At 62.6% G+C, this 20,609-nt stretch carries 24 protein-coding genes; 11 read left to right on the top strand and 13 right to left on the bottom strand.

What is annotated here, in order from left to right; translation table 11 throughout:
• Window positions 1-26 precede the first annotated feature (26 nt).
• The 3 genes from BLR85_RS05605 to rpsU all read right to left on the bottom strand — a co-directional run bounded on the left by BLR85_RS05605 (window position 27) and on the right by rpsU (window position 2,569).
• Window positions 27-770 (bottom strand): sulfite exporter TauE/SafE family protein, encoded by a 744-nt coding sequence (locus BLR85_RS05605; RefSeq protein WP_093151283.1) that lies wholly within the window; start codon window positions 768-770, stop codon window positions 27-29.
• Between the two features lie 280 nt (window positions 771-1,050).
• Window positions 1,051-2,064: a matrixin family metalloprotease gene (locus tag BLR85_RS05610; protein ID WP_093151288.1), complete on the bottom strand. Its 1,014-nt coding sequence runs from the start codon at window positions 2,062-2,064 to the stop codon at window positions 1,051-1,053.
• 298 nt (window positions 2,065-2,362) lie between these two features.
• Window positions 2,363-2,569, bottom strand: coding sequence for a 30S ribosomal protein S21 (gene rpsU, locus BLR85_RS05615; RefSeq protein WP_005614280.1), 207 nt, complete (start codon window positions 2,567-2,569; stop codon window positions 2,363-2,365).
• Window positions 2,570-2,686: 117 nt separating this feature from the next.
• Here rpsU and BLR85_RS05620 point away from each other — a divergent pair, with 117 nt between their 5' ends.
• The 3 genes from BLR85_RS05620 to aqpZ all read left to right on the top strand — a co-directional run bounded on the left by BLR85_RS05620 (window position 2,687) and on the right by aqpZ (window position 5,260).
• On the top strand, window positions 2,687-3,397 hold the full coding sequence (locus BLR85_RS05620; RefSeq protein ID WP_093151292.1) for a COQ9 family protein: 711 nt from the start codon (window positions 2,687-2,689) through the stop codon (window positions 3,395-3,397).
• 63 nt (window positions 3,398-3,460) lie between these two features.
• Window positions 3,461-4,447: an NAD(P)H-quinone oxidoreductase gene (locus BLR85_RS05625; protein ID WP_093151578.1), complete on the top strand. Its 987-nt coding sequence runs from the start codon at window positions 3,461-3,463 to the stop codon at window positions 4,445-4,447.
• Between the two features lie 108 nt (window positions 4,448-4,555).
• Complete coding sequence (gene aqpZ, locus BLR85_RS05630; protein ID WP_093151582.1) at window positions 4,556-5,260, top strand: aquaporin Z; 705 nt, start codon at window positions 4,556-4,558, stop codon at window positions 5,258-5,260.
• A gap of 114 nt (window positions 5,261-5,374) precedes the next feature.
• Here aqpZ and BLR85_RS05635 read toward each other — a convergent pair whose 3' ends face one another.
• Together BLR85_RS05635 and BLR85_RS05640 are read right to left on the bottom strand one after the other, a co-directional pair.
• The gene (locus tag BLR85_RS05635) at window positions 5,375-5,962 is read right to left on the bottom strand and encodes a rhodanese-like domain-containing protein (protein WP_093151296.1); all 588 of its coding nucleotides are present in this window, start codon (window positions 5,960-5,962) and stop codon (window positions 5,375-5,377) included.
• 245 nt (window positions 5,963-6,207) lie between these two features.
• Complete coding sequence (locus tag BLR85_RS05640) at window positions 6,208-6,837, bottom strand: ribonuclease T2 family protein (protein WP_093151299.1); 630 nt, start codon at window positions 6,835-6,837, stop codon at window positions 6,208-6,210.
• A 122-nt stretch (window positions 6,838-6,959) separates the two neighbouring features.
• Here BLR85_RS05640 and BLR85_RS05645 point away from each other — a divergent pair, with 122 nt between their 5' ends.
• A complete protein-coding gene (locus BLR85_RS05645; RefSeq protein ID WP_093151303.1) occupies window positions 6,960-7,733 on the top strand; it encodes a DUF1013 domain-containing protein in 774 nt (257 codons plus the stop codon).
• 92 nt (window positions 7,734-7,825) lie between these two features.
• On the top strand, window positions 7,826-9,316 hold the full coding sequence (locus BLR85_RS05650; protein ID WP_093151308.1) for a DUF6798 domain-containing protein: 1,491 nt from the start codon (window positions 7,826-7,828) through the stop codon (window positions 9,314-9,316).
• 7 nt (window positions 9,317-9,323) lie between these two features.
• Here BLR85_RS05650 and recR read toward each other — a convergent pair whose 3' ends face one another.
• From recR to pheT, 3 genes are all read right to left on the bottom strand, one after another.
• Window positions 9,324-9,923, bottom strand: coding sequence for a recombination mediator RecR (recR, locus tag BLR85_RS05655; protein WP_093151316.1), 600 nt, complete (start codon window positions 9,921-9,923; stop codon window positions 9,324-9,326).
• Window positions 9,923-10,270 carry a YbaB/EbfC family nucleoid-associated protein gene (locus tag BLR85_RS05660; RefSeq protein ID WP_068307441.1) on the bottom strand — a complete coding sequence of 116 codons (348 nt, stop codon included), beginning with the start codon at window positions 10,268-10,270 and terminating at the stop codon, window positions 9,923-9,925. The genes recR and BLR85_RS05660 overlap by 1 nt, the downstream gene beginning before the upstream one ends.
• Before the next feature lie 177 nt (window positions 10,271-10,447).
• Entirely contained in the window at window positions 10,448-12,856 is a 2,409-nt protein-coding gene (pheT, locus tag BLR85_RS05665; RefSeq protein ID WP_093151321.1) for a phenylalanine--tRNA ligase subunit beta, read from the bottom strand.
• 251 nt (window positions 12,857-13,107) lie between these two features.
• Between pheT and BLR85_RS05670 the strand changes: the two genes are divergently transcribed.
• The gene (locus BLR85_RS05670; protein WP_139188311.1) at window positions 13,108-13,377 is read left to right on the top strand and encodes a hypothetical protein; all 270 of its coding nucleotides are present in this window, start codon (window positions 13,108-13,110) and stop codon (window positions 13,375-13,377) included.
• Window positions 13,378-13,598: 221 nt separating this feature from the next.
• Window positions 13,599-13,871 carry a hypothetical protein gene (locus BLR85_RS05675; RefSeq protein WP_139188312.1) on the top strand — a complete coding sequence of 91 codons (273 nt, stop codon included), beginning with the start codon at window positions 13,599-13,601 and terminating at the stop codon, window positions 13,869-13,871.
• Here the strand turns inward: BLR85_RS05675 and pheS are convergent, their stop codons facing one another.
• Entirely contained in the window at window positions 13,872-14,945 is a 1,074-nt protein-coding gene (gene pheS / locus BLR85_RS05680) for a phenylalanine--tRNA ligase subunit alpha (protein WP_093151336.1), read from the bottom strand. It abuts the gene before it with no gap.
• 203 nt (window positions 14,946-15,148) lie between these two features.
• On the opposite strand from pheS, the gene BLR85_RS05685 reads away from it, so the two are divergent.
• Window positions 15,149-15,781 (top strand): hypothetical protein, encoded by a 633-nt coding sequence (locus tag BLR85_RS05685; RefSeq protein WP_093151341.1) that lies wholly within the window; start codon window positions 15,149-15,151, stop codon window positions 15,779-15,781.
• Between the two features lie 81 nt (window positions 15,782-15,862).
• On the opposite strand, the gene rplT is transcribed toward BLR85_RS05685, so the two are convergent.
• Both rplT and rpmI read right to left on the bottom strand, forming a co-directional pair.
• A complete protein-coding gene (gene rplT / locus BLR85_RS05690; RefSeq protein WP_093151345.1) occupies window positions 15,863-16,225 on the bottom strand; it encodes a 50S ribosomal protein L20 in 363 nt (120 codons plus the stop codon).
• Between the two features lie 12 nt (window positions 16,226-16,237).
• A complete protein-coding gene (gene rpmI, locus BLR85_RS05695; RefSeq protein ID WP_068307425.1) occupies window positions 16,238-16,438 on the bottom strand; it encodes a 50S ribosomal protein L35 in 201 nt (66 codons plus the stop codon).
• Window positions 16,439-16,947: 509 nt separating this feature from the next.
• Between rpmI and BLR85_RS05700 the strand changes: the two genes are divergently transcribed.
• The gene (locus BLR85_RS05700; RefSeq protein ID WP_170844458.1) at window positions 16,948-17,493 is read left to right on the top strand and encodes a GNAT family N-acetyltransferase; all 546 of its coding nucleotides are present in this window, start codon (window positions 16,948-16,950) and stop codon (window positions 17,491-17,493) included.
• 23 nt (window positions 17,494-17,516) lie between these two features.
• Here BLR85_RS05700 and BLR85_RS05705 read toward each other — a convergent pair whose 3' ends face one another.
• Together BLR85_RS05705 and pyk are read right to left on the bottom strand one after the other, a co-directional pair.
• Window positions 17,517-17,750 (bottom strand): hypothetical protein, encoded by a 234-nt coding sequence (locus BLR85_RS05705; RefSeq protein WP_093151353.1) that lies wholly within the window; start codon window positions 17,748-17,750, stop codon window positions 17,517-17,519.
• Window positions 17,751-17,802: 52 nt separating this feature from the next.
• A complete protein-coding gene (gene pyk / locus BLR85_RS05710; protein ID WP_068307421.1) occupies window positions 17,803-19,251 on the bottom strand; it encodes a pyruvate kinase in 1,449 nt (482 codons plus the stop codon).
• Window positions 19,252-19,386: 135 nt separating this feature from the next.
• Between pyk and BLR85_RS05715 the strand changes: the two genes are divergently transcribed.
• Window positions 19,387-20,130 carry an N-formylglutamate amidohydrolase gene (locus tag BLR85_RS05715; protein WP_093151585.1) on the top strand — a complete coding sequence of 248 codons (744 nt, stop codon included), beginning with the start codon at window positions 19,387-19,389 and terminating at the stop codon, window positions 20,128-20,130.
• 22 nt (window positions 20,131-20,152) lie between these two features.
• The gene (locus BLR85_RS05720) at window positions 20,153-20,473 is read left to right on the top strand and encodes a DUF1244 domain-containing protein (protein WP_093151356.1); all 321 of its coding nucleotides are present in this window, start codon (window positions 20,153-20,155) and stop codon (window positions 20,471-20,473) included.
• Window positions 20,474-20,609: the final 136 nt, after the last annotated feature.

The raw sequence follows: 20,609 nt of genomic DNA on the forward strand, positions 1-20,609 counted from the left end.
GAACCGGCTTTCTGGCCTTCTGGCGTTCAGCCCGCGATCAGCACTTCGTAGAGCAGTTTGACCGACACGACGGCGAGCGCGATCTCGATCAGCATGAAGAAGACCTTCTCCGGCAGGATGCGTGAAATCGAGGCCCCGGTCCAGGCGCCGGCCAGCGCCAGCGGTGCGAGCCAGGCGGCTTGCTGAAAGCTCTCCCAGGTGATCTGCCCGGCGAGGATGAAAGGGGGCACCTTCAACAGGTTGACGATGGAGAAGAAAATCGTCGTCGTTCCCAGATAGACCATCTTGTCCAGCTTCTGCGGCAGGACATAGGCCTGAAAGGGAGGGCCGCCGGCATGGGAGACGTAGCTGGTCAAACCGGCCAGCGCGCCCCAGAACAGGCCACGCGGCACGTCGGCCGGCCTGGGCGGCACCTCGCGCCGGGAGATGCGCTGGCGCATGGCGTTGAAGAGATAGGACAGGCCGATCCCGGCCACGAGCAGTTTCACCATGTCGCCGGGGACATGCGCCACGGCGATATAACCGGTGAGGATGCCGCAAATGGCGCCGGGAAGGAGGATCTGCAGGTTGCGAACCGAAAAAGCGCGTCTGAACAGGTATATGGCATACATGTCGGCCACGATGTAGATCGGCAGAAGCAGCCCGGCAGCATGTGCCGGATCCATGAACAGAGACATGAGCGGAACGGAAAGCAGCGCGATCATCGGAACGCCGCCCTTGGACAGCCCCATCAGAAATGCCGCAAATCCGGCAACGATCCAGTATTCCATATCTGCTCCCTAGACCCATTCCCGAGGGAATGCCACCACCCGGATGCAGCTTTTCTGCGACATTCTGGAGGGCGGTGTCAGCGCAGTTTGAAGTAATAGGGAGCCAAGTTTTCAGTAACTTGCGGAAACAATCTGGCCAAGGGACGTAGCATTACGGGGGCCGCTAATTTAAGACTCAGGTTCGCGCCTTTCCAAGGCAAGCGCGGCGGTTTCTTGTTGGGGCCTGTCAGCACACGGGGCTATGGTGCGCCACGAAACAGTCGGCCGCTCATCCATATAGCTAGTGCCATCCGTAGTTCCAGTAGGAGTACCAGCCGTAGTTCCAACTGAGATCCCAGCCGTAGTCCCAAACGGAATACCAGCCATATGTCCAACCACTGGCATACCAACCATAGTTCCAATAGCCATCCCAGCCATAATCCCAAGCCCGGTACCAGCCGTAACCAATCGACCAGTATGAACCGAAATCCCACGCTGAGTACCAACCATAATTCCAGTAGTCATACCAACCATAGTCCGGCACAGCGTACCAGCCAGTGTTCCAGCCGAAGTACCAGTCGTTATGGGTGCCATAAGCCCATTGAAGGGACCAACCAAAATACCAGTCCTCGTGCCAGCCGTAAGCGGGCGTTCCGTACCAGCCATAGGCCCAATCGGTATGCCAGCCGTAATTCCACGCGATGTGCCAGCCATAATCATAGGCGTAGTGCCAGCCAACATACCAGTCCTGATGCCAGCCATATGTCCATCCATCGGCCCACCACCCATAGGCCCAAGCCTTGTACCAGCCGTATGACCAACTGAAACTCGTTTCGGGGCCATACATCTGCTGTGCGCCATAGATGTCCCAATAGGTCAGGTCCGTTGCTGAGCCGTTAGCAAGGTAATACATGAGCGTATCTGGATTGCTTGAATGATCTAGGCCGATGGCATGTCCGATCTCGTGCGCGATCACTTCGTAGAATGTTGTCGTGCTGCCGTTAAGGGTGTGCCCACTGCCATTCCAGTTCCAGATTTCGGCGCTGTCCATGGCGATCGAGGAATCGACGATTGCTCCCGGGTAGTAGCTCGTCGTAGCCGCACCGAGTGTGTTATACGAGCCGTCGATATAGCTGAAATAGATGTAGATATCGGCGCTGGAGGGATCGGCCACCTGGACAAAGTCGAGTTCAATCACATCATCCCAGGCTTGGAATGCTGCCACGATTTCATCGTAATACGCCATGTCTCCGACATAGGCCCAGGTCACTGTGTAGTCTGTCCACTGATAGCCAGCTAGTACGTAGTTGGACATCTCTGCTCCACTCTTGCAGCTTGCCTATATAAAGCCCATGAACTTCTCAGAAGGTTTTGCGGGCCTTGCCTCAGACGTTTCTTTGTTTTCCCCGCTTATACATGAAATCCGGATCATAACTAAGTCCGCGATTCATGAAGGCCGCTGCGTCGGCGAGATTTCGCATGATGCTTCCCAGCGTGCTCATCGAATTACCCCCCCAAAAAAAACCCCCGAGCAACTGCCGGGGGTCTTATGACTGGCGTCCGCCAAGTCGATCTCTCAAGCGCCTCAAGACGGCGCCGTGGGTCTCGCCAACTTAGAGGAGCCCTTCGCGCTGCGCCTTCTTCCGCGCCAGCTTGCGTGCACGGCGAATCGCCTCGGCTTTCTCGCGTGCCTTCTTCTCGGAAGGCTTCTCGAAGTGCTGCTTGAGCTTCATCTCACGGAAAACGCCTTCCCGTTGCAGCTTTTTCTTCAGAGCGCGGAGCGCCTGGTCGACATTGTTGTCGCGAACACTGACCTGCATGTGGTTGTCACCACCTTTCTTGTAAGAGTTGCAATGATTGCAGGAGCGGCCTCTATAGCAAAGCATTGGTGGTCTGTCTACCTTGTCGGTAACGATTCGTCAGAGCGAGGGGCGTCCATGACCGAAACCGACACGCAGGCCGAGCTGAAATCGAAACTGCTTGATGCTGCACTGCCCCATGTCACCTTTGATGGCTGGAGTCAGGAGACGTTTCGCGCCGCCTGCCGCGACGCCGGGATCGAGCCCTCCGTTGCCAGGGTCCTCTGCCCCCGCGGACCGATTGATCTGGCGCTTGCCTATCACGAGCGTGGCGACGCGGAGATGGAGCGACGCCTTGCGCTCGAAGACCTGCCGACCCTGCGTCTGCGCGACCGGATCGCCACCGCGATCCTCTATCGCATCGAGGCCATCGACGACAAGGAAGCGGTGCGCCGCGGCTCGGCGCTCTTCGCGCTGCCCGGTAACGCCGGCGATGGTGCCCGCGCGATCTGGGGAACGGCGGACAAGATCTGGAACGCGCTCGGCGACAATACCGACGACGTGAACTGGTACACCAAGCGGGCCTCGCTCGCCGGTGTCTACTCGGCGACAGTCCTCTATTGGCTGGGCGACGAGAGCGAGAATTGCGAGCGCACCTGGGAGTTCCTTCATTCGCGCGTCGACGACGTGATGAACCTTGAGCGCGTGCGTGCGCAGGTCACCGGAAACCCGTTGATGAAGCTGATCTTTGCCGGTCCCAACTGGCTTGCCAGCCAGATACGCCCCCCGCGCAAGCAAGACGATGGTTTCCCCGGCAGCTGGACGGACGAGACCGGGAAGCCGGAGTGATTGCACCCCGCTCGGCAAGGGTGCATTACCGGGGCGAGCAATAAAGGAGTCCCCGTAATGAGCCTGCCTGAGTCCATGCGTGCCGTCGAGATAACCAAACCCGGCGGGCCGGAAGTGCTCCAGCTTGTGACGCGGCCCGTTCCCACGCCCGGCCTCGGTCAAATTCTCATTCGTACCGAATGGGTTGGCGTCAACCGTCCGGACGCTCTGCAACGTGCCGGTCTCTACAATGCACCGCCCACCGCGAGCGACCTGCCCGGGCTGGAAGCCTCGGGCGAAGTCGTGGCGGTTGGCCCCGAAGTCAGCGAATGGTCCGTGGGCGACAAGGTCTGCGCGCTGCTGCCCGGGGGCGGCTACGCCGAATATGTCGCCACCCCCGCCGCCCACGCGCTGCCCGTGCCGGCGGGCATGGGAATGCGCGAGGCAGCCTGCCTGCCGGAGACGATGTTCACCGTCTGGTCGAATGTCTTCGAGCGTGGCGGGTTGAAAGCGGGCGAACGGTTCCTGGTGCATGGCGGCAGCTCCGGTATCGGCACGACGGCGATCCAGCTTGCCACGGCCTACGGTGCCCGCGTCTTCGCCACGGCAGGGTCCGCCGAAAAATGCGCCGCCTGCGAAAAGCTCGGCGCGGAGCGTGCCATCAATTATCGTGACGAAGATTTCGTCGAGATTCTGCGCGCCGAAGGTGGCGCGAACCTCGTGCTCGACATGGTCGGCGGCTCCTATATTCCGCGCAACATCAAGGCAATGGCCGATGACGCCCGGCTGGTCTTCATCGCCTTCCTGCAAGGCTCCAAGGTCGAGCTCAACTTCGCCCAGATCATGATGCGCCGCCTGACGGTCACAGGCTCCACCCTGCGCCCGCAATCGGATCTCGCCAAAGCCCGCATTGCCCGGGCGCTGCGCGAAAAGGTCTGGCCGCTGCTGGAGGCGGGCACTGTCGCGCCGATCATGGACTCTACCTACCCTCTCGAAGAGGCCGGCGCGGCCCATGCGCGCATGGAATCCTCCGGCCATATTGGCAAGATCGTCCTCCAAATCGCCGGTTAAGCGCCACAGGGGCAATAAAGAGTTTTGGAAACACTCGATTCTGGTTCAGCTTCGCAATCGGAGGCTGCGCCGTTTGTGGCCGTGACCAACATTTTCGGGAATTGTTCCATGTTAAAAAAACTCTATGCCGAATTCATCGGCACTTTCTGGCTCGTTCTTGGCGGCTGTGGTTCTGCCGTGCTGGCGACAGGTAACCTGGACGTCGGCATTGGCTGGTTGGGCGTGTCGCTCGCCTTCGGCCTGACTGTCCTGACCATGGCCTATGCCGTGGGCGGTATCTCCGGGGGGCATTTCAACCCCGCCGTCTCGCTCGGCCTGATGGTGGCCGGCAAGTTCGACCGCGCCGAGCTGATCCCCTACTGGATCGCCCAGGTGCTGGGCGCCATCGCCGCGGGCTTCATCCTCTGGATTATCGCCAATGGCGCGGAGGGCTTCTCCTCGGCGGGCAATTTCGCCCTGAACGGCTATGGATTGGCCTCGCCCGGCGGCTACGGCCTTTTCGCGGCGCTGGTCTGCGAGATCGTGATGACGGCGATGTTCCTGCTGATCATCCTCGGCGCGACCTCCAAGGGTGTGCCGGCCGGCTTCGCGCCCATCGCCATCGGCCTCGGCCTGACGCTGATCCACCTGATCTCGATCCCGGTCACCAACACCTCCGTCAACCCCGCGCGTTCCACCGGCGTGGCGCTTTTCGGCGGCGGCACGGCCATGCTTCAGCTCTGGCTTTTCTGGGTTGCCCCGCTTGCCGGCGGCGCGCTCGGCGCCATCATCTGGAAGATGATCGAACCCGATCAATCCGAGGACGCGAACTGATATCCGTGGGCAGGCCCGGAGGATCCGGACCTGCCAACCGCCGGCATTCAGGCGAAGTCCTGAAAATGGGATGTCAGCTTCTGAGCCGGACACGATGTCCGCACTCGGCTCCTGTTAATCGCCGGAGGCCAGATAGGCGTGCTCGAGGTCGATCTCGTAGCTCCACTCCAGGCCGGCATTCTTCCAGCCATTGACCACGCGGTGGCCTTTGTCCGGCCCGTTCTTGGCAACGTCGCCCTCGAAGCCGTCCACCACCGAATAGACGTTGGTATAACCAAGGTCGTAGAGCAGGTCGGCCGCCTTCGCGCTGCGCGATCCCGACCGGCACATGATCACGATCGGTGCGTCGTCGGCCAGCTCATGCGCCTCGGCGAAATCGAGGAAATCGAACTCGAAACCCGCATTCGGCTCCAACTTGTAGGTCTTCTTGTCCGGATCGTATTGCACGCCCTCCGACATGACCATCAGGGGAATATGCACATCCACCCGTTGCGGCATCCCGACAAAAGCAGCCTCCGGTCGGCTCCGGACATCCAGCAGCAGGACACTCTCGTCCTGAAGCATTTCACTTGCAGTGAGCGAGGTCAGGTACAACCCCGCCTTCGTCTGCTTTTTTTCCGGGATCTCGCTCGCGTCTCCCGCGAAAACGGGAAAGGCGACTGCAGTGGCCAGCAAAAGACTCGTTGTTTTCAAAAAGGACATCAATGTCAGCCTCTTATAGGGCCCGGAACCGCCCTGAAAAACCGAGGGACGCGGATTCCGGCCGGGTTGGCGCGATTAAATAATCATCGCGGGACTGGGAAACGGGCACTCGAGACATAAGAACTTGTACAATGCGAAGGATGGTACCAGAATAGTTGACGTTAGGGAAGTTCTGAGTGTGGCTTGTGTCCGCGCGGGACCAACAGCCTGATGGCTCGGCAGTGAGTGGCGCGGCCGCCTTCGTGTCAGCGCACAGGTTCGAGCAGGGCGTCGCTTAACGTGCAATCGCGCACCGCGCGCCCGCCGCAATAGCGCGGCACAAGCCCCTTGGTGAAACAGATCCGCGTCTCGGCAATCCGGCCGTCCTTGCAGGTGACCGTGACCATGTCCGGCTTGAGTTTCGGGTTGGCTTGCAGCCACGCCTCCTCGATCACCGAGGCTGGCACCGCGACCGTCTGGTCGAGCTTGCGCAGGACTTCCGGTCGCTCGACGCTCCGATAAGCTTCCCGCGAAAGCGCGAAATACTCCTGCGAGGACAGGCCGGAACAGCGCCCGTGCTTCTTCCACTGGTACCAGGCGAGCCCCGAAGAACCCATGATATCGGCCATCGCCGCGGTTTCCTGTTTGGAGGGGTTATGTTCCGCGCTGGGGCAATGAGCGGGCCAGCCATCCTCGTATTGAGGCCAGAGCCCGTGCAGCACCCAGCCATTGCCGGTGCCGCGATCGCATTGCTCGTAACCCTTTGCATCCCCCTCAAGCGCGCAGAAATTCGGAGTCCAGCTCAACGACATCACGTAGTAGTCGAAATCTCCGGCCTTCTCGCCATCCGCGAAGGCTGCTCCGGAAAGCACGCACAACAAAATCAACCAACGCATTTGGACTTCCCTTTCTGCCTCTCCGGGCTTATATCCCCAGCAATTCCCGAAAACGAGGAAAAGCGGCCCGGAAGGTCGCGGCCCTTTCCAGGCCACGGGGGAATTGTGCTAAGGAGGCAGACATGAACAAGCCGATCATGGCAAAAGCGACCGCCGTTTGGCTGGTCGATAACACGACGATCAGCTTCAAGCAGATCGCCGATTTCTGCGGCCTGCACGAACTCGAAGTGCAGGGTATCGCCGATGGCGACGTAGCCGCCGGCGTCAAGGGCTTCGATCCGGTTGCCAACAACCAGCTGGATCAGATCGAGATCGAGCGGGCCGAGAAGGACCCGCTCCACAAGCTCAAGCTGAAATTCAACGCAGCCGCCGTGGGCGAGGAAAAACGCCGTGGTCCGCGCTACACGCCCTTGTCGAAGCGCCAGGATCGCCCGAACTCGATCCTTTGGCTGGTCAAGTTCCACCCCGAGCTGACAGATGGCCAGATTTCCAAGCTGGTGGGCACCACCAAGCCGACGATCCAGTCCATCCGCGAGCGCACGCACTGGAACATCGCCAACATGCAGCCGATCGACCCGGTGGCGCTTGGGCTGTGCAAGCAGTCGGAACTTGACGCCGTGGTTCAGAAAGCCGCCGCCAAGCGGGCCGCCGATGGCGAAGTCATGACCGATGACGAGCGCCGCAAGCTCGTCTCCACCGAGCAGTCGCTGGCCGCCGATCCGGAACCGAAGATCCCGACCGCGATCTCCGGGCTGGAGACCTTCACCCTCGGGGGCGATCCGCGCAGCGACGACGAGGACGATGACGATGACCAGGGTCCGATCCTGGATGCGGACAGCTTCTTCAACCTGCCCGACGCCAAGGACGACGAGGACGAGGACGAAGACGACCGCTGAGACGTCGTGGCCGGGGCGCGGGCCCCGGCGCAGCGCTGCCGTTTCGCGACCCGCCCATCTGCGGACGAACACAGAACCCAAGGGTACAGGCCATGACATCTTCGGATCGCAACGCTGGCCTTGCCACTGCCATTCAGGCTGCGATGTGCGTTTTGTTCATCGCCGCGACATGGATGGCCCCGCTCTATTACCAGAACCAGAACACGAAATTCCTGCACGGGCTGGCGACAGCCTTTCCCGACCGGCTGGGCGCTGACTGGACGGCCGGCACGGTCGATGGCTTGCCCGTCTTCACCGGCCTTGTACATGCGGTGGCCGCGTGGTCCTCGCCGCTGGTCTTCTACGGCCTCGAAATTGCACTTCTGGCGATCATGTTCCTGTCGCTGCTGGCCCTTGCCCGGGTGATGGCGCCGAAACATGGCGCATCGCCGCTGTTCCTGACCGTCGCGGCTGCGGTGCTGGTGCTGCTGGTGCATCCTCCGCAGGAGGACAGCCTGCGGGGTGTTGCCGGGCAGAACATGATGCGCGGATACCTGCAGCCCTCGGAATTTGGCATCCTCTACCTGCCTGCCCTGCTGCTGGCGCTCCGCCGCCGCCCGACCGCGCTCTTGCTGGCGGCGGTTCCGGCCGCGATCCACCCGGCATATATCGCCTTCTCGGCCATCGCGGTGGCAATCCTTGCCTGGGAGCGCTGGCGTGCCGGCCTCGGCCTGCCGCTGCTGCCGCTTTCCGGCGCGCTGGCGCTACTTGTGCTTCCGCCGCTCGATCTCGCCATCCGCTTTGCGCCGACCGATCCCGATGTCATGGCCAAGGCCAATGCCATTCTCGCCTTTGAGCGCATCCCCTTCCATTCCGACCCGCGCGAATGGGCCGATTTCGTCGCCTTCCGAAAACTGGCGCTGGCGTTGCTGGGGCTGGCGGTGGCGCCGGCCGGGATTCTGCGCAACCTTCTGGTGGCCCTTCTTGTGCTCGCGGTCGGCGGCGCGGGCTTCGTGGCGCTCACCGGTAATGCCGAGATCGCGCTGATGGCGCCGTGGCGCGCCTCCATCCTCATCGTGCCGCTGAGCACGGTGCTGCTGTTGGGCTGGCTTCTGGAAAAACTGTTCGAGCGTTTCCCGACGGGCAAGCTGCCTGCCGTTCTTGCGGCGGTCGCACTGGCCGGTGCCGGCTGGGCGGCGCTGGACGGGGCGGCGATCAAGTGGCGGCAGATTTCGGGCACCACTCCGCCGGATCACGTTGCTTTCGCGCGCGACACCTACGCGCCGGGAACGCTCTACTTGACCGATCCGGCGCTGGAGGATTTCCGGCTGGAGGCGATGGTGCCGCAATTCGTGTCGCGCAAGACCCATCCCTATCTCGACACCGAGGTACTCGAATGGGACCACCGGCTGCGGCTGGCCGAGGATGTTTTCTCCAAGGATGAGGCTTTGGATTGCGCGGCGCTGGAGCGCGTGCTTGCGCTCTATCCGGTCACCTATGTGCTGGTGGAAAACAGCCGGCTGCCAACCCCGCCCTGCTCCGCGCTGACTCCCGTTTTCGAAGGCGAGACCCACGCCGTCCTGGCTGTGGACGCGGGGCGTTGATCCGCTCTCAGAGCGCCTTGCGCGCCCGCAAGGCCGCCGTGATCGTGCCGTCGTCGAGATAGTCCAGCTCACCGCCCACCGGCACGCCTTGCGCCAGCGAGGTCACTGCGATGCCGAGCGGTTCGAGCTGTTCGGCGATGTAATGCGCGGTGGTCTGGCCGTCGATCGTGGCGTTGAGCGCAAGGATCACTTCGGAGATGTTTTCTTCCGAGATCCGTTCGACAAGCCGCGGGATGCGCAGCTCTTCCGGCCCGATGGAATCCAGCGCCGAGAGCGTGCCGCCAAGCACGTGGTAGCGGCCGCGAAAGACGCTGGCGCGCTCCATCGCCCAGAGATCCGCGACGTCCTCGACCACGCAGATCTCGCCGTTGGCGCGCTTGGCCGAGGCGCAGATCTCGCAGATCTCGCTGGTGCCGACATTGCCGCAATTAACGCATTCGCGCGCCGTGACGGCCACGTTCTGCATCGTGTCGGCCAGCGGCATCAGCAACTGGCCGCGCTTCTTGATCAGGTGCAGCACCGCGCGCCGCGCCGAGCGCGGCCCCAACCCCGGAAGGCGGGCCATCAACTCGATCAGGTCTTCGATATCGCGCGGCGCTTGCGTCATCAGAGCCCCGGAATATCCATGCCCGCCGGCAGGCCAAGTTCGGAGGTGAGCTTTTCCATCTCTTCCTTGGATTTCTGGGCGGCCTTGCTCTGCGCGTCCTTGATCGCGGCAAGGATCAGGTCCTCGACGACTTCCTTCTCGTCGGGGTTGAAGATCGAGGGATCGATATCGAGGCCTGTCAGGTCGCCCTTGGCGGTCGCCCGTGCCTTAACCAGGCCCGCGCCGCTTTCGCCGATCACGACGGTGTTTTCCAACTCGCTCTGCAGGGCGGCCATCTTGCCCTGCATCTCCTGCGCCTTCTTCATCATCTTGGCCATGTCGCCAAGGTTGCCGAGCCCTTTGAGCATTGGCTTCTCCTGTTTGGGTAGCTTTCTCGCTTGGCCCATTGAATGCCCGCGAACGCGCGCGGAGGCAAGCAGGGGAATGCGAAACGCCCCCGGATCGCGCGGATTACGGGGCACGAAAAAGGCGCCGGGAAGCATTTTTCCTCGGCGCCTTCAAAGATGTCGCTGGGGGGGGGCGGGTCAGCTCCGAAGAACGCCGCCCGTCGCCTTGGCGACCTTCTCGATGATCTTCTTGCTGACAGCCTCGATATCGGCCTCTTTCAGCGTGCGATCCTTCGGCTGCAGCCGGACGGTGATGGCCAGCGACTTCTTGCCCGCGCCCATCTGCGCCTCGGCCTTTTCCCCGTGGAACTCGTCGAAGACGCGAACCTCCTCGATCAGTGTCTTGTCGGCACCGGCGGCGGCGTTGACGACCGTCAGCGCCTCGGTTCCGACATCCAGGACGAAGGCGAAGTCTCGCTCCACGGCCTGCAGGTCCGCCAGCTCCAGCGCGCCGCGATTGGTGCCCTTCGCCTTCGGGAAGGGCGTTGCGGCCAGATCGACCGAGAAGACAACTGCCGGACCCTTCACGTCCAGCGCGTCGAGTACCTTGGGGTGCAGCTCGCCGAAATAGCCCAGAACGTTCTTCGGCCCGAGGCAGATCGCCCCTGAGCGGCCCGGGTGCAGCCATTCCGGCACGTCGCGGCGGATCTGCACCTTGGCGGGCGCGCCGATGGCCGCCAGCACCGCCTCGATATCGGCCTTGGCGTCGAAGACGTCGACAGCGCGGCGGGAGCCATGCACGTCCTTCGGTCCCGAATGGCCGACGAGCACGCCGCAGGCCAGTTGCTGCTGTTCGTCCGGTTCGCCGCCGTGGAAAGCCGGGCCGACCTCGAACAGCGCCAGGTCGGCATAGCCGCGTGCCTGGTTGCGGGAGGCGGCCTGAAGCAGGCCGGGCAGCGGCGTCGGCCGCATGTGGCTCATCTCCGAGGAGATCGGGTTGTCCAGCTTGGTCGCGTCCGTGCCGCCACCGAACAGCCCGGCAGAGGCCTCGTCCACGAAGGAATAGGTCACGCATTCATTGTAGCCGAGCGTGGCGATGGTGCGCCGCGCGGTTGCTTCCCGGCGCTGCATCGGCGTCAGAACGGCCTCGGGCACACCGGCAGAAGCGCGGCGCATCGGTTTGCCCACCAGCTTGGTCAGCGACGCCACGCGGGCGACTTCCTCCACCAGATCCGCCTCACCCATCACGTCGGGGCGCCAGCTTGGCACATGGGCCATGTCGCCTTCGAGCCGGAAACCGAGCGCCTCCAGTGTCGCGCGCTGCTCTGCGGCCGGGATCTCCATGCCGACAAGGCTCTCAACGCGAGCCGTGTCCAGCTTGTAGGCGCGGTCCACATCCGGAATCTCGCCGGCGATGACCACGTCCGAGGCCTCGCCGCCGCAGAGATCAAGGATCATCCGCGTGGCATGCTCGATGCCGACCGGCGTCCAGCAGGGGTCAATCCCGCGTTCGAAACGGTAGCGCGCGTCGGAATTGATCTTCAGCGCGCGGCCCGTATAGGCGGTGCGGATCGGGTCGAAATAGGCGGCTTCGAGGAAGACATTCGTGGTCTCTTCGGTGCAGCCCGTCGGCAGGCCGCCCATGACGCCGGCGATGCTCTCCACGCCTTCGTCATCCGAGATCAGCGTCATGTCCGCCTCGAAGGTGTATTCCTTCTCGTCGAGGCCGACGAGCGTCTCGCCGCCCTTGGCGCGGTGCAGGCGCAGGTTGCCCTTCACCTTGTCGGCGTCGAAGACGTGCAGCGGGCGGTTGCGGTCATAGGTGAAGAAATTGGTGATATCGACCAGCGTCGAGATCGGCCGCAGACCGATGGCGCGCAGGTAATCCTGCAGCCATTTCGGCGAGGGGCCGTTCTTCACGCCCTTGATCACGCGGCCATAGAAGACCGGGGCCTGATCGAGCGTATCCGCGTCGATGCTGACGCCGATCGGGCAGGGGAAGCTGCCGGGCACGGGATCGGTCTCGCGCGGAATGAGCGTGCCCAGGCCACGCGCGGCCAGGTCGCGGGCCACACCCTCGACACCGAGCGCGTCGGGGCGGTTCGGCGTGATGGCGATCTCGATCACGGGATCGACCCGTTCCGGCTGGTTCTCGGATAGCCAGTCGGTGAAGCGCTGGCCGACCTCGCCCGAGGGCAGCTCGATGATGCCGTCATGGGCGTCCGACATCTCCATCTCGCGCTCCGAGCACATCATGCCGTGGCTCTCGATGCCGCGGATCTTTCCGACGCCGATGGTGGTGTCGATGCCGGGCACGTAGACGCCCGGCTTGGCGACGACAACGGTGATGCCCTCCCGCGCGTTGGGCGCGCCGCAGATGATCTGCAACTCGCCCTCGTCGGTCTCGACCTTGCACACTTTCAACTTGTCGGCATCGGGGTGTTTCTCGGCGTGGGTCACCTTGCCGATGGTAAACTCGGACAGCCGGTCCACCGGGTTTTCAACGCCTTCGACCTCCAGCCCGAGATCGGTCAGGGCATAGAGGATCTCGTCCAGCGTGGCCTCGGTCTCAAGGTGGTGTTTGAGCCAGGAAAGGGTGAATTTCATCGGGTCGGCCCCTGCATCTCTAAGAAGTCGCGTGTCCTTAGCCCATTGCAGCGCAGGGGTGAAGGGCCGGCGTGGTCATTCCTGTGCATGGGGCCGCGAGGCAAGGGTCTTTCCCGCAATACAGCGCGACAATCGGGCCCCTGATCCAGAATTGTCCCTGAATTCTGCCATCTATTGCCCAGAATAGGCCACAATTTTGCCCTATCCTGACCATGTTGTTGGTGGGGGCCGCAACATTTTGGAGTTTGAGCATGGGGGCACTTGCGCAAACACTGGGAGGGCTGGGGCGACCCCTGGTCCTCGGCCTTGTTATCCTGTTGGGACTCGGGCTTGTGAGTGACAATTCCGGCAAGGGAACGACCGCTGCGGGCGGGCTTTCCTGTGGTGGCTGGACGAGCGATCCCGAGTTGAATCGGCTGATCTGCCGTTTTCATCCGTCACGGATATGGAACATGCCCGTCAGTGAGCTGTTGCCAGTCCTGTCGCCAAAGACCGAAGAAATGGCCGCCGTCGAGAAGTGACGGCGTTCCGTCCCGCATCGCGAAATCCTGCCGCGCAAGGCGGGCTTCTGCGCGATCTGCTTTGAATTGGCATATGTAAAATACACAAAATCGAGACACCCCGCGCATCTGCGGGGTGTCCCTTAAGAAAAATTATTCCCTTCAAGAAAATCATCTAATTTCGTCAAAGTTTATTCCAAATTTATTTCCATATCAAAGATATTGGAATTGTGGTGTTCTTCATGTCGACGTTACAGGGTGACCAGTCCGGCTATATCGTTCTCGCGCTCGCGATCATTCTGGGCGCCGCCGCGGTCGCGGGGTCATGGAAGAGCTATGAGCATGCAGAAGAAGAGGAAAGGCTTCCCCAGCGGGTCGTGACCCTATCCAAGGCTTTGGGCGAATGCAGCACGCACGAATTTCGCACCGGTCTCAAAGTGATCGGCTGCGACGAGGATGTCAGGGGCGAGAAGCGGGGCGACGCCATCTTCATGAAGCCGCCCGCAAGGTACTGATCAGCGGCTGATGCCTGCGTGGATCGACGGCACGTCGAGTGCGGCAAAGCCATAGTGGCGCAGCCAGCGCAGGTCGCTGTCGAAGAAAGCGCGCAGGTCCGGGATGCCGTATTTCAGCATCGCGATTCGGTCGATGCCGAGGCCGAAGGCGAAGCCCTGCCATTCGTTCGGGTCGATCCCGCCGGATTCAAGCACTTTCGGGTGCACCATGCCGGAACCGAGGATTTCGAGCCAGTCGTCGCCTTCGCCCAGCTTGAGCGTGCCGCCCTCCCAGGAGCAGCGGATATCGACCTCGGCCGAGGGCTCGGTGAAGGGGAAATGGCTGGCGCGGAAGCGCAGCTCGACCCCGTCCACCTCGAAGAAGGCGCGGCAGAACTCTTCCAGCACCCATTTCAGGTTCGCCATCGAGATGTCCTTGTCGATGGCGAGGCCCTCGACCTGGTGGAACATCGGCGTGTGGGTCTGGTCGTAATCGGCACGATAGACACGGCCGGGCGCGATGATGCGGATCGGGGCGCCCTGCTGAAGCATGGAGCGGATCTGAACTGGCGAGGTGTGGGTGCGCAGCACATGCGGCGGGCGATCGTCGCCTTCGGCGCGGGACATGTAGAACGTGTCCATCTCGGCGCGGGCCGGGTGGTGACCCGGAATGTTGAGCGCGTCGAAATTGTGCCAGTCATCCTCGACCTGCGGACCCTCGGCCACGGCAAAGCCCATATCGGCGAAGATCGCGGTGACCTCCTCGGTCACCTGGCTGATCGGGTGGATCGAGCCGCGGCGCTCAGAGCGTGCGGGCAGGGTCACGTCCAGCCATTCGGCTTTGAGGCGTTCTTCCAGCCCGGAATCGGCCAGTGCAGCCTTCTTGGCGGCGAGCGCCGAGTTGATCTCGTCCTTGAGCGCGTTGAGCGCGGGGCCGGCGACTTGCCGCTCCTCGGGCGACATCTTGCCCAGCTCGCGCATCTTCAGGCTCACTTCGCCCTTCTTGCCCACGGCCTGGACGCGCAGCGCCTCGAGCGCGCCTTCGTCGGCGGCCTCCGCGATAGCGGCGATGTATTTCTGCCTCAGCTCTTCCATGGCTGGCTCCCGTTCGTCTCGGCACACCGCCGGCCCTTGCAGGACTGGCGCGGAATTCTGGCGAGGGCCTATCACATGGGTGGATGAAGGCAAGCCCGCTGACGGACCGGGGGGACCGTTGGCGCGGGCGTTTTGGCGCGTGCCCGTATTGTGTTACCCTGCGTCAATTGAAGGAGTCTCATTAAGTTAAGGCGGAGGTTGCCATGCCGAAAAAGATCGGATTGCCCACAGACAGGTCAACTCATTGGCATATCGCCTGCGCAGGGGCCGTTGGAGGCGGCGCCGTTTTGACGGGTGGAGGCTGGGTTTTCGAAATCCAGAGCTGGGAGATCAACGTGCGTTCGCATGTTGTCTTCGCGGGGGCTGGTATTGGCTTCGGTGCCAAGGCGGGCGGAACCGGGCCGACCGATCTCACCGTCGATTACGATGATTTCACCCCGATCACCACCGTGGTGAACATGAGCCTTGCGGATCTGAACGCCTCCTGGGGATGGATCAATTCGGCCGGCGTGGCCATCGGTTACGGAGCGGGGGTCATGTTGCTGACGGCCTGCTCCATGCGCGGCACGCTCTTTGGCATGCAACCGGTTGCCGGTTTCAGCGCCGGTTTGGAAGGCAGCCTGAATCTCTGTACCGCGGGAACATGGCGCACGCTGGGCGAGCCGAAGGAATGCCTGGCCAAGCCCCGGCGCAGCGGTCTTCCGCCCTGGAGCCAGATTCAGTGCCAGGTCGCGCGCGAACGCATCTCCGTGGGCCCGCGCGCTGTCGTGAACCGGCGATATGACCTGCCCCGCATGGCGCCCGGGGCGAACGTTATGACGCCGGGCGGCCAATAGGCACCCACCCGCGCAAAGAAAAACCCCACCGACCCGGATGGGACGGTGGGGTTCGATTCCGTGACGCAGCGATGCGTCGGATCAGGCCAGCGCGGCTTTCGCCTTGTCGACGATCGCGGTGAAGGCATCCGGCTCGTTCACGGCCAGGTCGGCCAGAACCTTGCGGTCCACCTCGATACCGGCCTTCGCCAGGCCATTGATGAAGCGCGAATAGGTCAGCGCCTCGTCATGCGCACGCACGGCGGCGTTGATTCGCTGGATCCACAGCGCGCGGAACTGCCGCTTGCGGGCCTTGCGATCACGCGTTGCGTACTGGTTCGCCTTGTCGACAGCCTGCGTGGCCGTCTTGAAGTTGCGCGAACGCGATCCGTAATAGCCTTTCGCAGCCTTCAGGACCTTCTTGTGACGAGCGTGGGTGACGGTACCGCCTTTGACTCGGGACATCTCTCAAACTCCTCAGCGCGCGTATGGCATATATTTCTTCACGATCTTGGTATCCGCCTCAGAAAGAGTCGTGGTACCGCGAGCGTTCCGAATGAACTTTGTGGTGCGCTTGATCATTCCGTGCCGTTTGCCGGCCTGAGCGGATTTGATCTTGCCGGTGGCGGTCACCTTGAACCGTTTCTTGGCCCCGGACTTGGTCTTCATCTTGGGCATTTGCCAGCTCCTTATTGGATTTGGTCGTTTCGCCCGGCAGGCATGCCACTTTTGGCCCGTCGAGCGAGTGAAGTCGCGCGTATAGGCGCGTTGTACCGCTCTGGCAAGGGATAATCGTCCATTCCAGCCATTCGCGGCGGCAACGACGGCGGTATGGCCCTCAGGGCGCATTGACCGGCTTGCGCCGCATTCCTACGTTTTCATTATACCGGCGCCAAGGGCGCAACCGATACGAATCGGAGATTGAATGCTGGAGACCGTAGCAAGCCACTGAAGGGTTCCCATTGGGGAAGCCTTCCGCAATTCGTGCCGAGACACGCTTCCGGGCCTGTCCGGACGCCTTGCCTACATTCTTCGGGCCGAACCTCATGAACATTTTCAAGACGGAGTCGCGCGCGCTGCGCGTCCTCGACCGGGGAGGGGGCAACGACCGCAACCGTTGACCGGTGCGGACGCGTACGCGCGACCCGCCAATTATTGGCCGCAGACACATCAAAAGGAATGGAATGATGACCGATATCCTCCTTTGCCCCGCCGCGCCCGTGGATATCCCTGCGATTCTCGAACTCAACCGGCTGGCCTTCGGTGGAAACGCAGAAGCAGAGCTGGTCGAAGCCCTGCTTGCGGATCCGGCGGCGGCGCCCCTGGTCAATCTCGTCCTGTTCCAGGGCGATGTCCTGCGCGGGCACGTACTGCTCAGCCGCGGTTGGCTCGATGGGGTGGCGGACGGGCCGGCCTTGTCCTGGCTTGCGCCGCTCGCGGTGCATCCCGAACGGCAGGGGCGCGGGCTTGGGCAGGCGCTGACGCATGCCGCGTCAGCGATGGCCGCGGAGATGGACCAGTCGCTGATCTTCCTTATGGGGCATCCGGGATTCTATCCCAAATGTGGATATGTGCCCGCCGCGCCGCATGGGTTCACCACGCCACACCCACTGCCGATAGAGGCGCAACCGGCATGGATGGTGCGGGAATTGCAGAAAGGTGCCTTGTCTCATTGGTCCGGCCGCGTGCGCGCAGCGGCAGCGTTGGAATGGCCGGAATTGTGGGGAGGCTGAACCTTCCTGCGTCATGAACCGCGTCAGTGCAGGATGCTGCCCGCAACCTTGGTGAAGATTTCGGGAATCTTCGTCGCAGAGTAGGTTCCCAGGGGGGTCTGCACGACAGCAAATGCAATCAGCCCGGCACCGACAATGACCAGAATCATGCCAGCGCGTAGCGAGCGACCTTCGGAATATGCGCCTAGAAACGCCGGCACCGAGAGGATGCAGACGATCAGGCCGATGACAAAGACAAGATCCAGATCAAGGGTCACCCTGGTTCTCCAGAATACGCGTTTCTGGAGAACCATACACTGAAACGGGCGATTATTCAGGATCAGTGTTGAAAATCAGTCTTTCGTCGCAAGGCGCCACCCGCAGGATGTTGGTGGAGCCGGGGATGTTGAAGGGCACGCCGGCGACGACGACGATGTTGTCCTCGGCATTGGCGAACTGGCCAGCGCGTGCAGCGCGGGCGGCCGAAACGACCGCCATCTTGAAACGGCTCACATCGCCATTGGTCATGAAGCAGTTCACGCCCCAACTCAGGCACATCCGCCGCGCCGTCCCGGTGAAGGGTGTCAGCGCGAGGATCGGCACGCGGGGCCGCTCGCGGGCGGTCTTGAGCGCGGTGGTGCCGGAATGGGTGAAGCAGCAGATCGCCTTCACGCCGGTATTCTCGGCAATCTCGCGCGCAGCGGAGACGATGCTGTCGGCGGTGGTGTTGCGTTCGACATGACGCGCCGATTCGATGATCTCGCGATAGACCTGGCCGCTTTCGACCTCGACCGCGACCGCGTCCATCGTGCGCACCGCTTCGAAAGGATAGGCGCCGGCAGCCGATTCGGCCGAGAGCATCACCGCGTCGGCACCCTCGTAGATGGCGTTGGCGACATCCGAGACCTCGGCGCGGGTCGGCACCGGGCTCTCGATCATCGATTCGAGCATCTGGGTGGCCACGATCACCGGCTTGGCCGCCGAGCGCGCGCCGCGGATCAGGCGTTTCTGGATCGGCGGAACCGCCTGCACAGGCAGTTCGACCCCGAGGTCGCCCCGCGCCACCATGATTCCGTCGGAAACGGCGAGGATTTCGTCATAGGCATCGACCGCGGCGGGTTTCTCGATCTTGGCGAGCACGGCGGCGCGGCCCGCGACCAGTTCCTTGGTCTGGAGCACGTCCTCCGGGCGCTGCACGAAGGAGAGCGCCACCCAGTCCACGCCCAGCTCGCAGACGAATTCCAGGTCCTTCTTGTCCTTGTCCGACAGCGCGGCCACCGGCAGGACGACGTCGGGCACGTTCACGCCCTTGCGGTTGGAGATGGTGCCGCCCGTCACGACGACGCAATCGGCATAGTCGTCACCGCATTGCTCGACCCGCAGGCGAATCTTGCCGTCATTCACCAGCAGGGTCGCGCCCGGCATGAGTGCCTGGAAGATCTCCGGATGCGGAAGGCGCACGCGGCTCGACGTGCCCTCGGCCTCGTCGAGATCCATGCGGAACTTTTCGCCCTCGACCAGCACTTCCGAGTCTCCGGCAAACACGCCGACGCGGAGTTTCGGGCCCTGAAGGTCGGCCAGGATGGCGATGGGGCGGCCTATTTCCTGTTCGATCTGGCGGATGATCTTGTGGCGCTCGCGGATTTCTTCGTGGCTGCCATGGCTCATGTTGAGCCGGAAAACATCGGCGCCAAGCTCGAAGAGCCTCCTTATCGTGTCATAGTCGTCGGAGGCGGGACCAAGCGTGGCCACGATCTTCACATTGCGCATTCGCCGCATAATAGGGCAACCTTTCCGTTCATTCGGCTTCCGGGGGACAGTTAGCGATAAAGCCGTCGATTTGCCACCCCCGGATGGCTCTGGCACTTCGCTCCCCGACGCAATACACCCATGCGCGTAAAAGATCACGTGCCCATGACATATCACGCTTTCCATACACACGGCGAAAGCCGGAGCAGTCGCTGGCTCATCACCTGCGATCACGCAACGAACACCGTCCCGCCGATGGTCAATGGCGGCACGCTGGGCCTGCCCCAATCGGAGATGTCCCGGCATATCGCCTACGATCCGGGCGCCGCAGGGGTCGCCCATGCGATGGCGGACGCATTGGACGCCCCGCTGATCACGTCGAATTTCTCGCGGCTGGTTATCGACCCCAATCGCGGTGAGGACGACCCTACGCTGTTGATGAAGCTCTATGACGGGACGATCATTCCGGGCAACCGCCTCGCGGATGCCGCGGAACTGGAGCGCCGCAAGGAGCTCTGCTACCGGCCTTACCATGCGGAACTTGGGCGGCTGGCGGCCTCGCGCCGGTCACCGGTGATCGTCGCCATTCACAGCTTTACGCCGCAATTGCGGGGGCGTCCGCCGCGGCCATGGCATGTCGCGCTGCTCCACACGCCGCCGCAAAATGTGCTGTCGCAGGCTATGATCGCGCGGCTGCAGGCCGAGGAAGACCTGTGCGTCGGCGACAACGAACCCTATGCCGGGCACCAGCCGGGCGACTCGATCCATCGCCATGCCTTGAGCCACGACCGGCCGCATGTTCTGATCGAGGTTCGGCAGGATCTGATCGGGACCGTCGAGCAGCAGCGTGCCTGGGGGCGTCGGCTCGCGCCGCTCCTGGTTGCGGCGCTGGCCGATTGTGGAGAATGACTCGAAAGACAGGGAGAGAGACATGGACGACCAGACGCGGATCGAAATCGAGGCCGCCGCCTTTCGCCGCCTGCGCAAGCACCTGATGGAAGATCGTGCGGACGTGCAGAATATCGACATGATGAACCTTGCCGGTTTCTGCCGGAACTGCCTGTCCCGCTGGTATCAGGAAGCCGCCAATGAGCGCGGTATCGAGATGGACAAGGCCGCAGGGCGCGAGGCTTTTTACGGAATGCCCTACGATCAGTGGAAGGCGCGGAACCAGTCCGAGGCAAGCCCGGAGAAGCAGGCCGCTTTTGAAACCGCCTTTCGCGAGAATGTCGGTGAGCCCGATCGAAACTGAGCCGGAAACCCGGCGGCACGACAAATGTGCCGCCCCATTTTCGCCCTGAGTCTTTCCGAAACCTTAAGCCGGATGGCCTCGTGCCGGAAACAAATGCGCCCTGCGTGGACCTATTGTTTCTTCAAAGCATTGAATA

It is taken from the genome of Aliiruegeria lutimaris, from assembly GCF_900099935.1.
Lineage (GTDB): Bacteria > Pseudomonadota > Alphaproteobacteria > Rhodobacterales > Rhodobacteraceae > Tropicimonas > Tropicimonas lutimaris.

Bases quoted from the DNA above. Each gene is read 5' to 3' on its own strand.
- BLR85_RS05605 (WP_093151283.1), bottom strand. From the start codon at position 770: ATGGAATACTGGATCGTTGCCGGATTTGCGGCATTTCTGATGGGGCTG.
- BLR85_RS05610 (WP_093151288.1), bottom strand. From the start codon at position 2,064: ATGTCCAACTACGTACTAGCTGGCTATCAGTGGACAGACTACACAGTG.
- rpsU (WP_005614280.1), bottom strand. From the start codon at position 2,569: ATGCAGGTCAGTGTTCGCGACAACAATGTCGACCAGGCGCTCCGCGCT.
- BLR85_RS05620 (WP_093151292.1), top strand. From the start codon at position 2,687: ATGACCGAAACCGACACGCAGGCCGAGCTGAAATCGAAACTGCTTGAT.
- aqpZ (WP_093151582.1), top strand. From the start codon at position 4,556: ATGTTAAAAAAACTCTATGCCGAATTCATCGGCACTTTCTGGCTCGTT.
- BLR85_RS05635 (WP_093151296.1), bottom strand. From the start codon at position 5,962: ATGTCCTTTTTGAAAACAACGAGTCTTTTGCTGGCCACTGCAGTCGCC.
- BLR85_RS05640 (WP_093151299.1), bottom strand. From the start codon at position 6,837: ATGCGTTGGTTGATTTTGTTGTGCGTGCTTTCCGGAGCAGCCTTCGCG.
- BLR85_RS05645 (WP_093151303.1), top strand. From the start codon at position 6,960: ATGAACAAGCCGATCATGGCAAAAGCGACCGCCGTTTGGCTGGTCGAT.
- BLR85_RS05650 (WP_093151308.1), top strand. From the start codon at position 7,826: ATGACATCTTCGGATCGCAACGCTGGCCTTGCCACTGCCATTCAGGCT.
- recR (WP_093151316.1), bottom strand. From the start codon at position 9,923: ATGACGCAAGCGCCGCGCGATATCGAAGACCTGATCGAGTTGATGGCC.
- BLR85_RS05660 (WP_068307441.1), bottom strand. From the start codon at position 10,270: ATGCTCAAAGGGCTCGGCAACCTTGGCGACATGGCCAAGATGATGAAG.
- pheT (WP_093151321.1), bottom strand. From the start codon at position 12,856: ATGAAATTCACCCTTTCCTGGCTCAAACACCACCTTGAGACCGAGGCC.
- BLR85_RS05670 (WP_139188311.1), top strand. From the start codon at position 13,108: ATGGGGGCACTTGCGCAAACACTGGGAGGGCTGGGGCGACCCCTGGTC.
- BLR85_RS05675 (WP_139188312.1), top strand. From the start codon at position 13,599: ATGTCGACGTTACAGGGTGACCAGTCCGGCTATATCGTTCTCGCGCTC.
- pheS (WP_093151336.1), bottom strand. From the start codon at position 14,945: ATGGAAGAGCTGAGGCAGAAATACATCGCCGCTATCGCGGAGGCCGCC.
- BLR85_RS05685 (WP_093151341.1), top strand. From the start codon at position 15,149: ATGCCGAAAAAGATCGGATTGCCCACAGACAGGTCAACTCATTGGCAT.
- rplT (WP_093151345.1), bottom strand. From the start codon at position 16,225: ATGTCCCGAGTCAAAGGCGGTACCGTCACCCACGCTCGTCACAAGAAG.
- rpmI (WP_068307425.1), bottom strand. From the start codon at position 16,438: ATGCCCAAGATGAAGACCAAGTCCGGGGCCAAGAAACGGTTCAAGGTG.
- BLR85_RS05700 (WP_170844458.1), top strand. From the start codon at position 16,948: ATGACCGATATCCTCCTTTGCCCCGCCGCGCCCGTGGATATCCCTGCG.
- pyk (WP_068307421.1), bottom strand. From the start codon at position 19,251: ATGCGGCGAATGCGCAATGTGAAGATCGTGGCCACGCTTGGTCCCGCC.
- BLR85_RS05715 (WP_093151585.1), top strand. From the start codon at position 19,387: ATGACATATCACGCTTTCCATACACACGGCGAAAGCCGGAGCAGTCGC.
- BLR85_RS05720 (WP_093151356.1), top strand. From the start codon at position 20,153: ATGGACGACCAGACGCGGATCGAAATCGAGGCCGCCGCCTTTCGCCGC.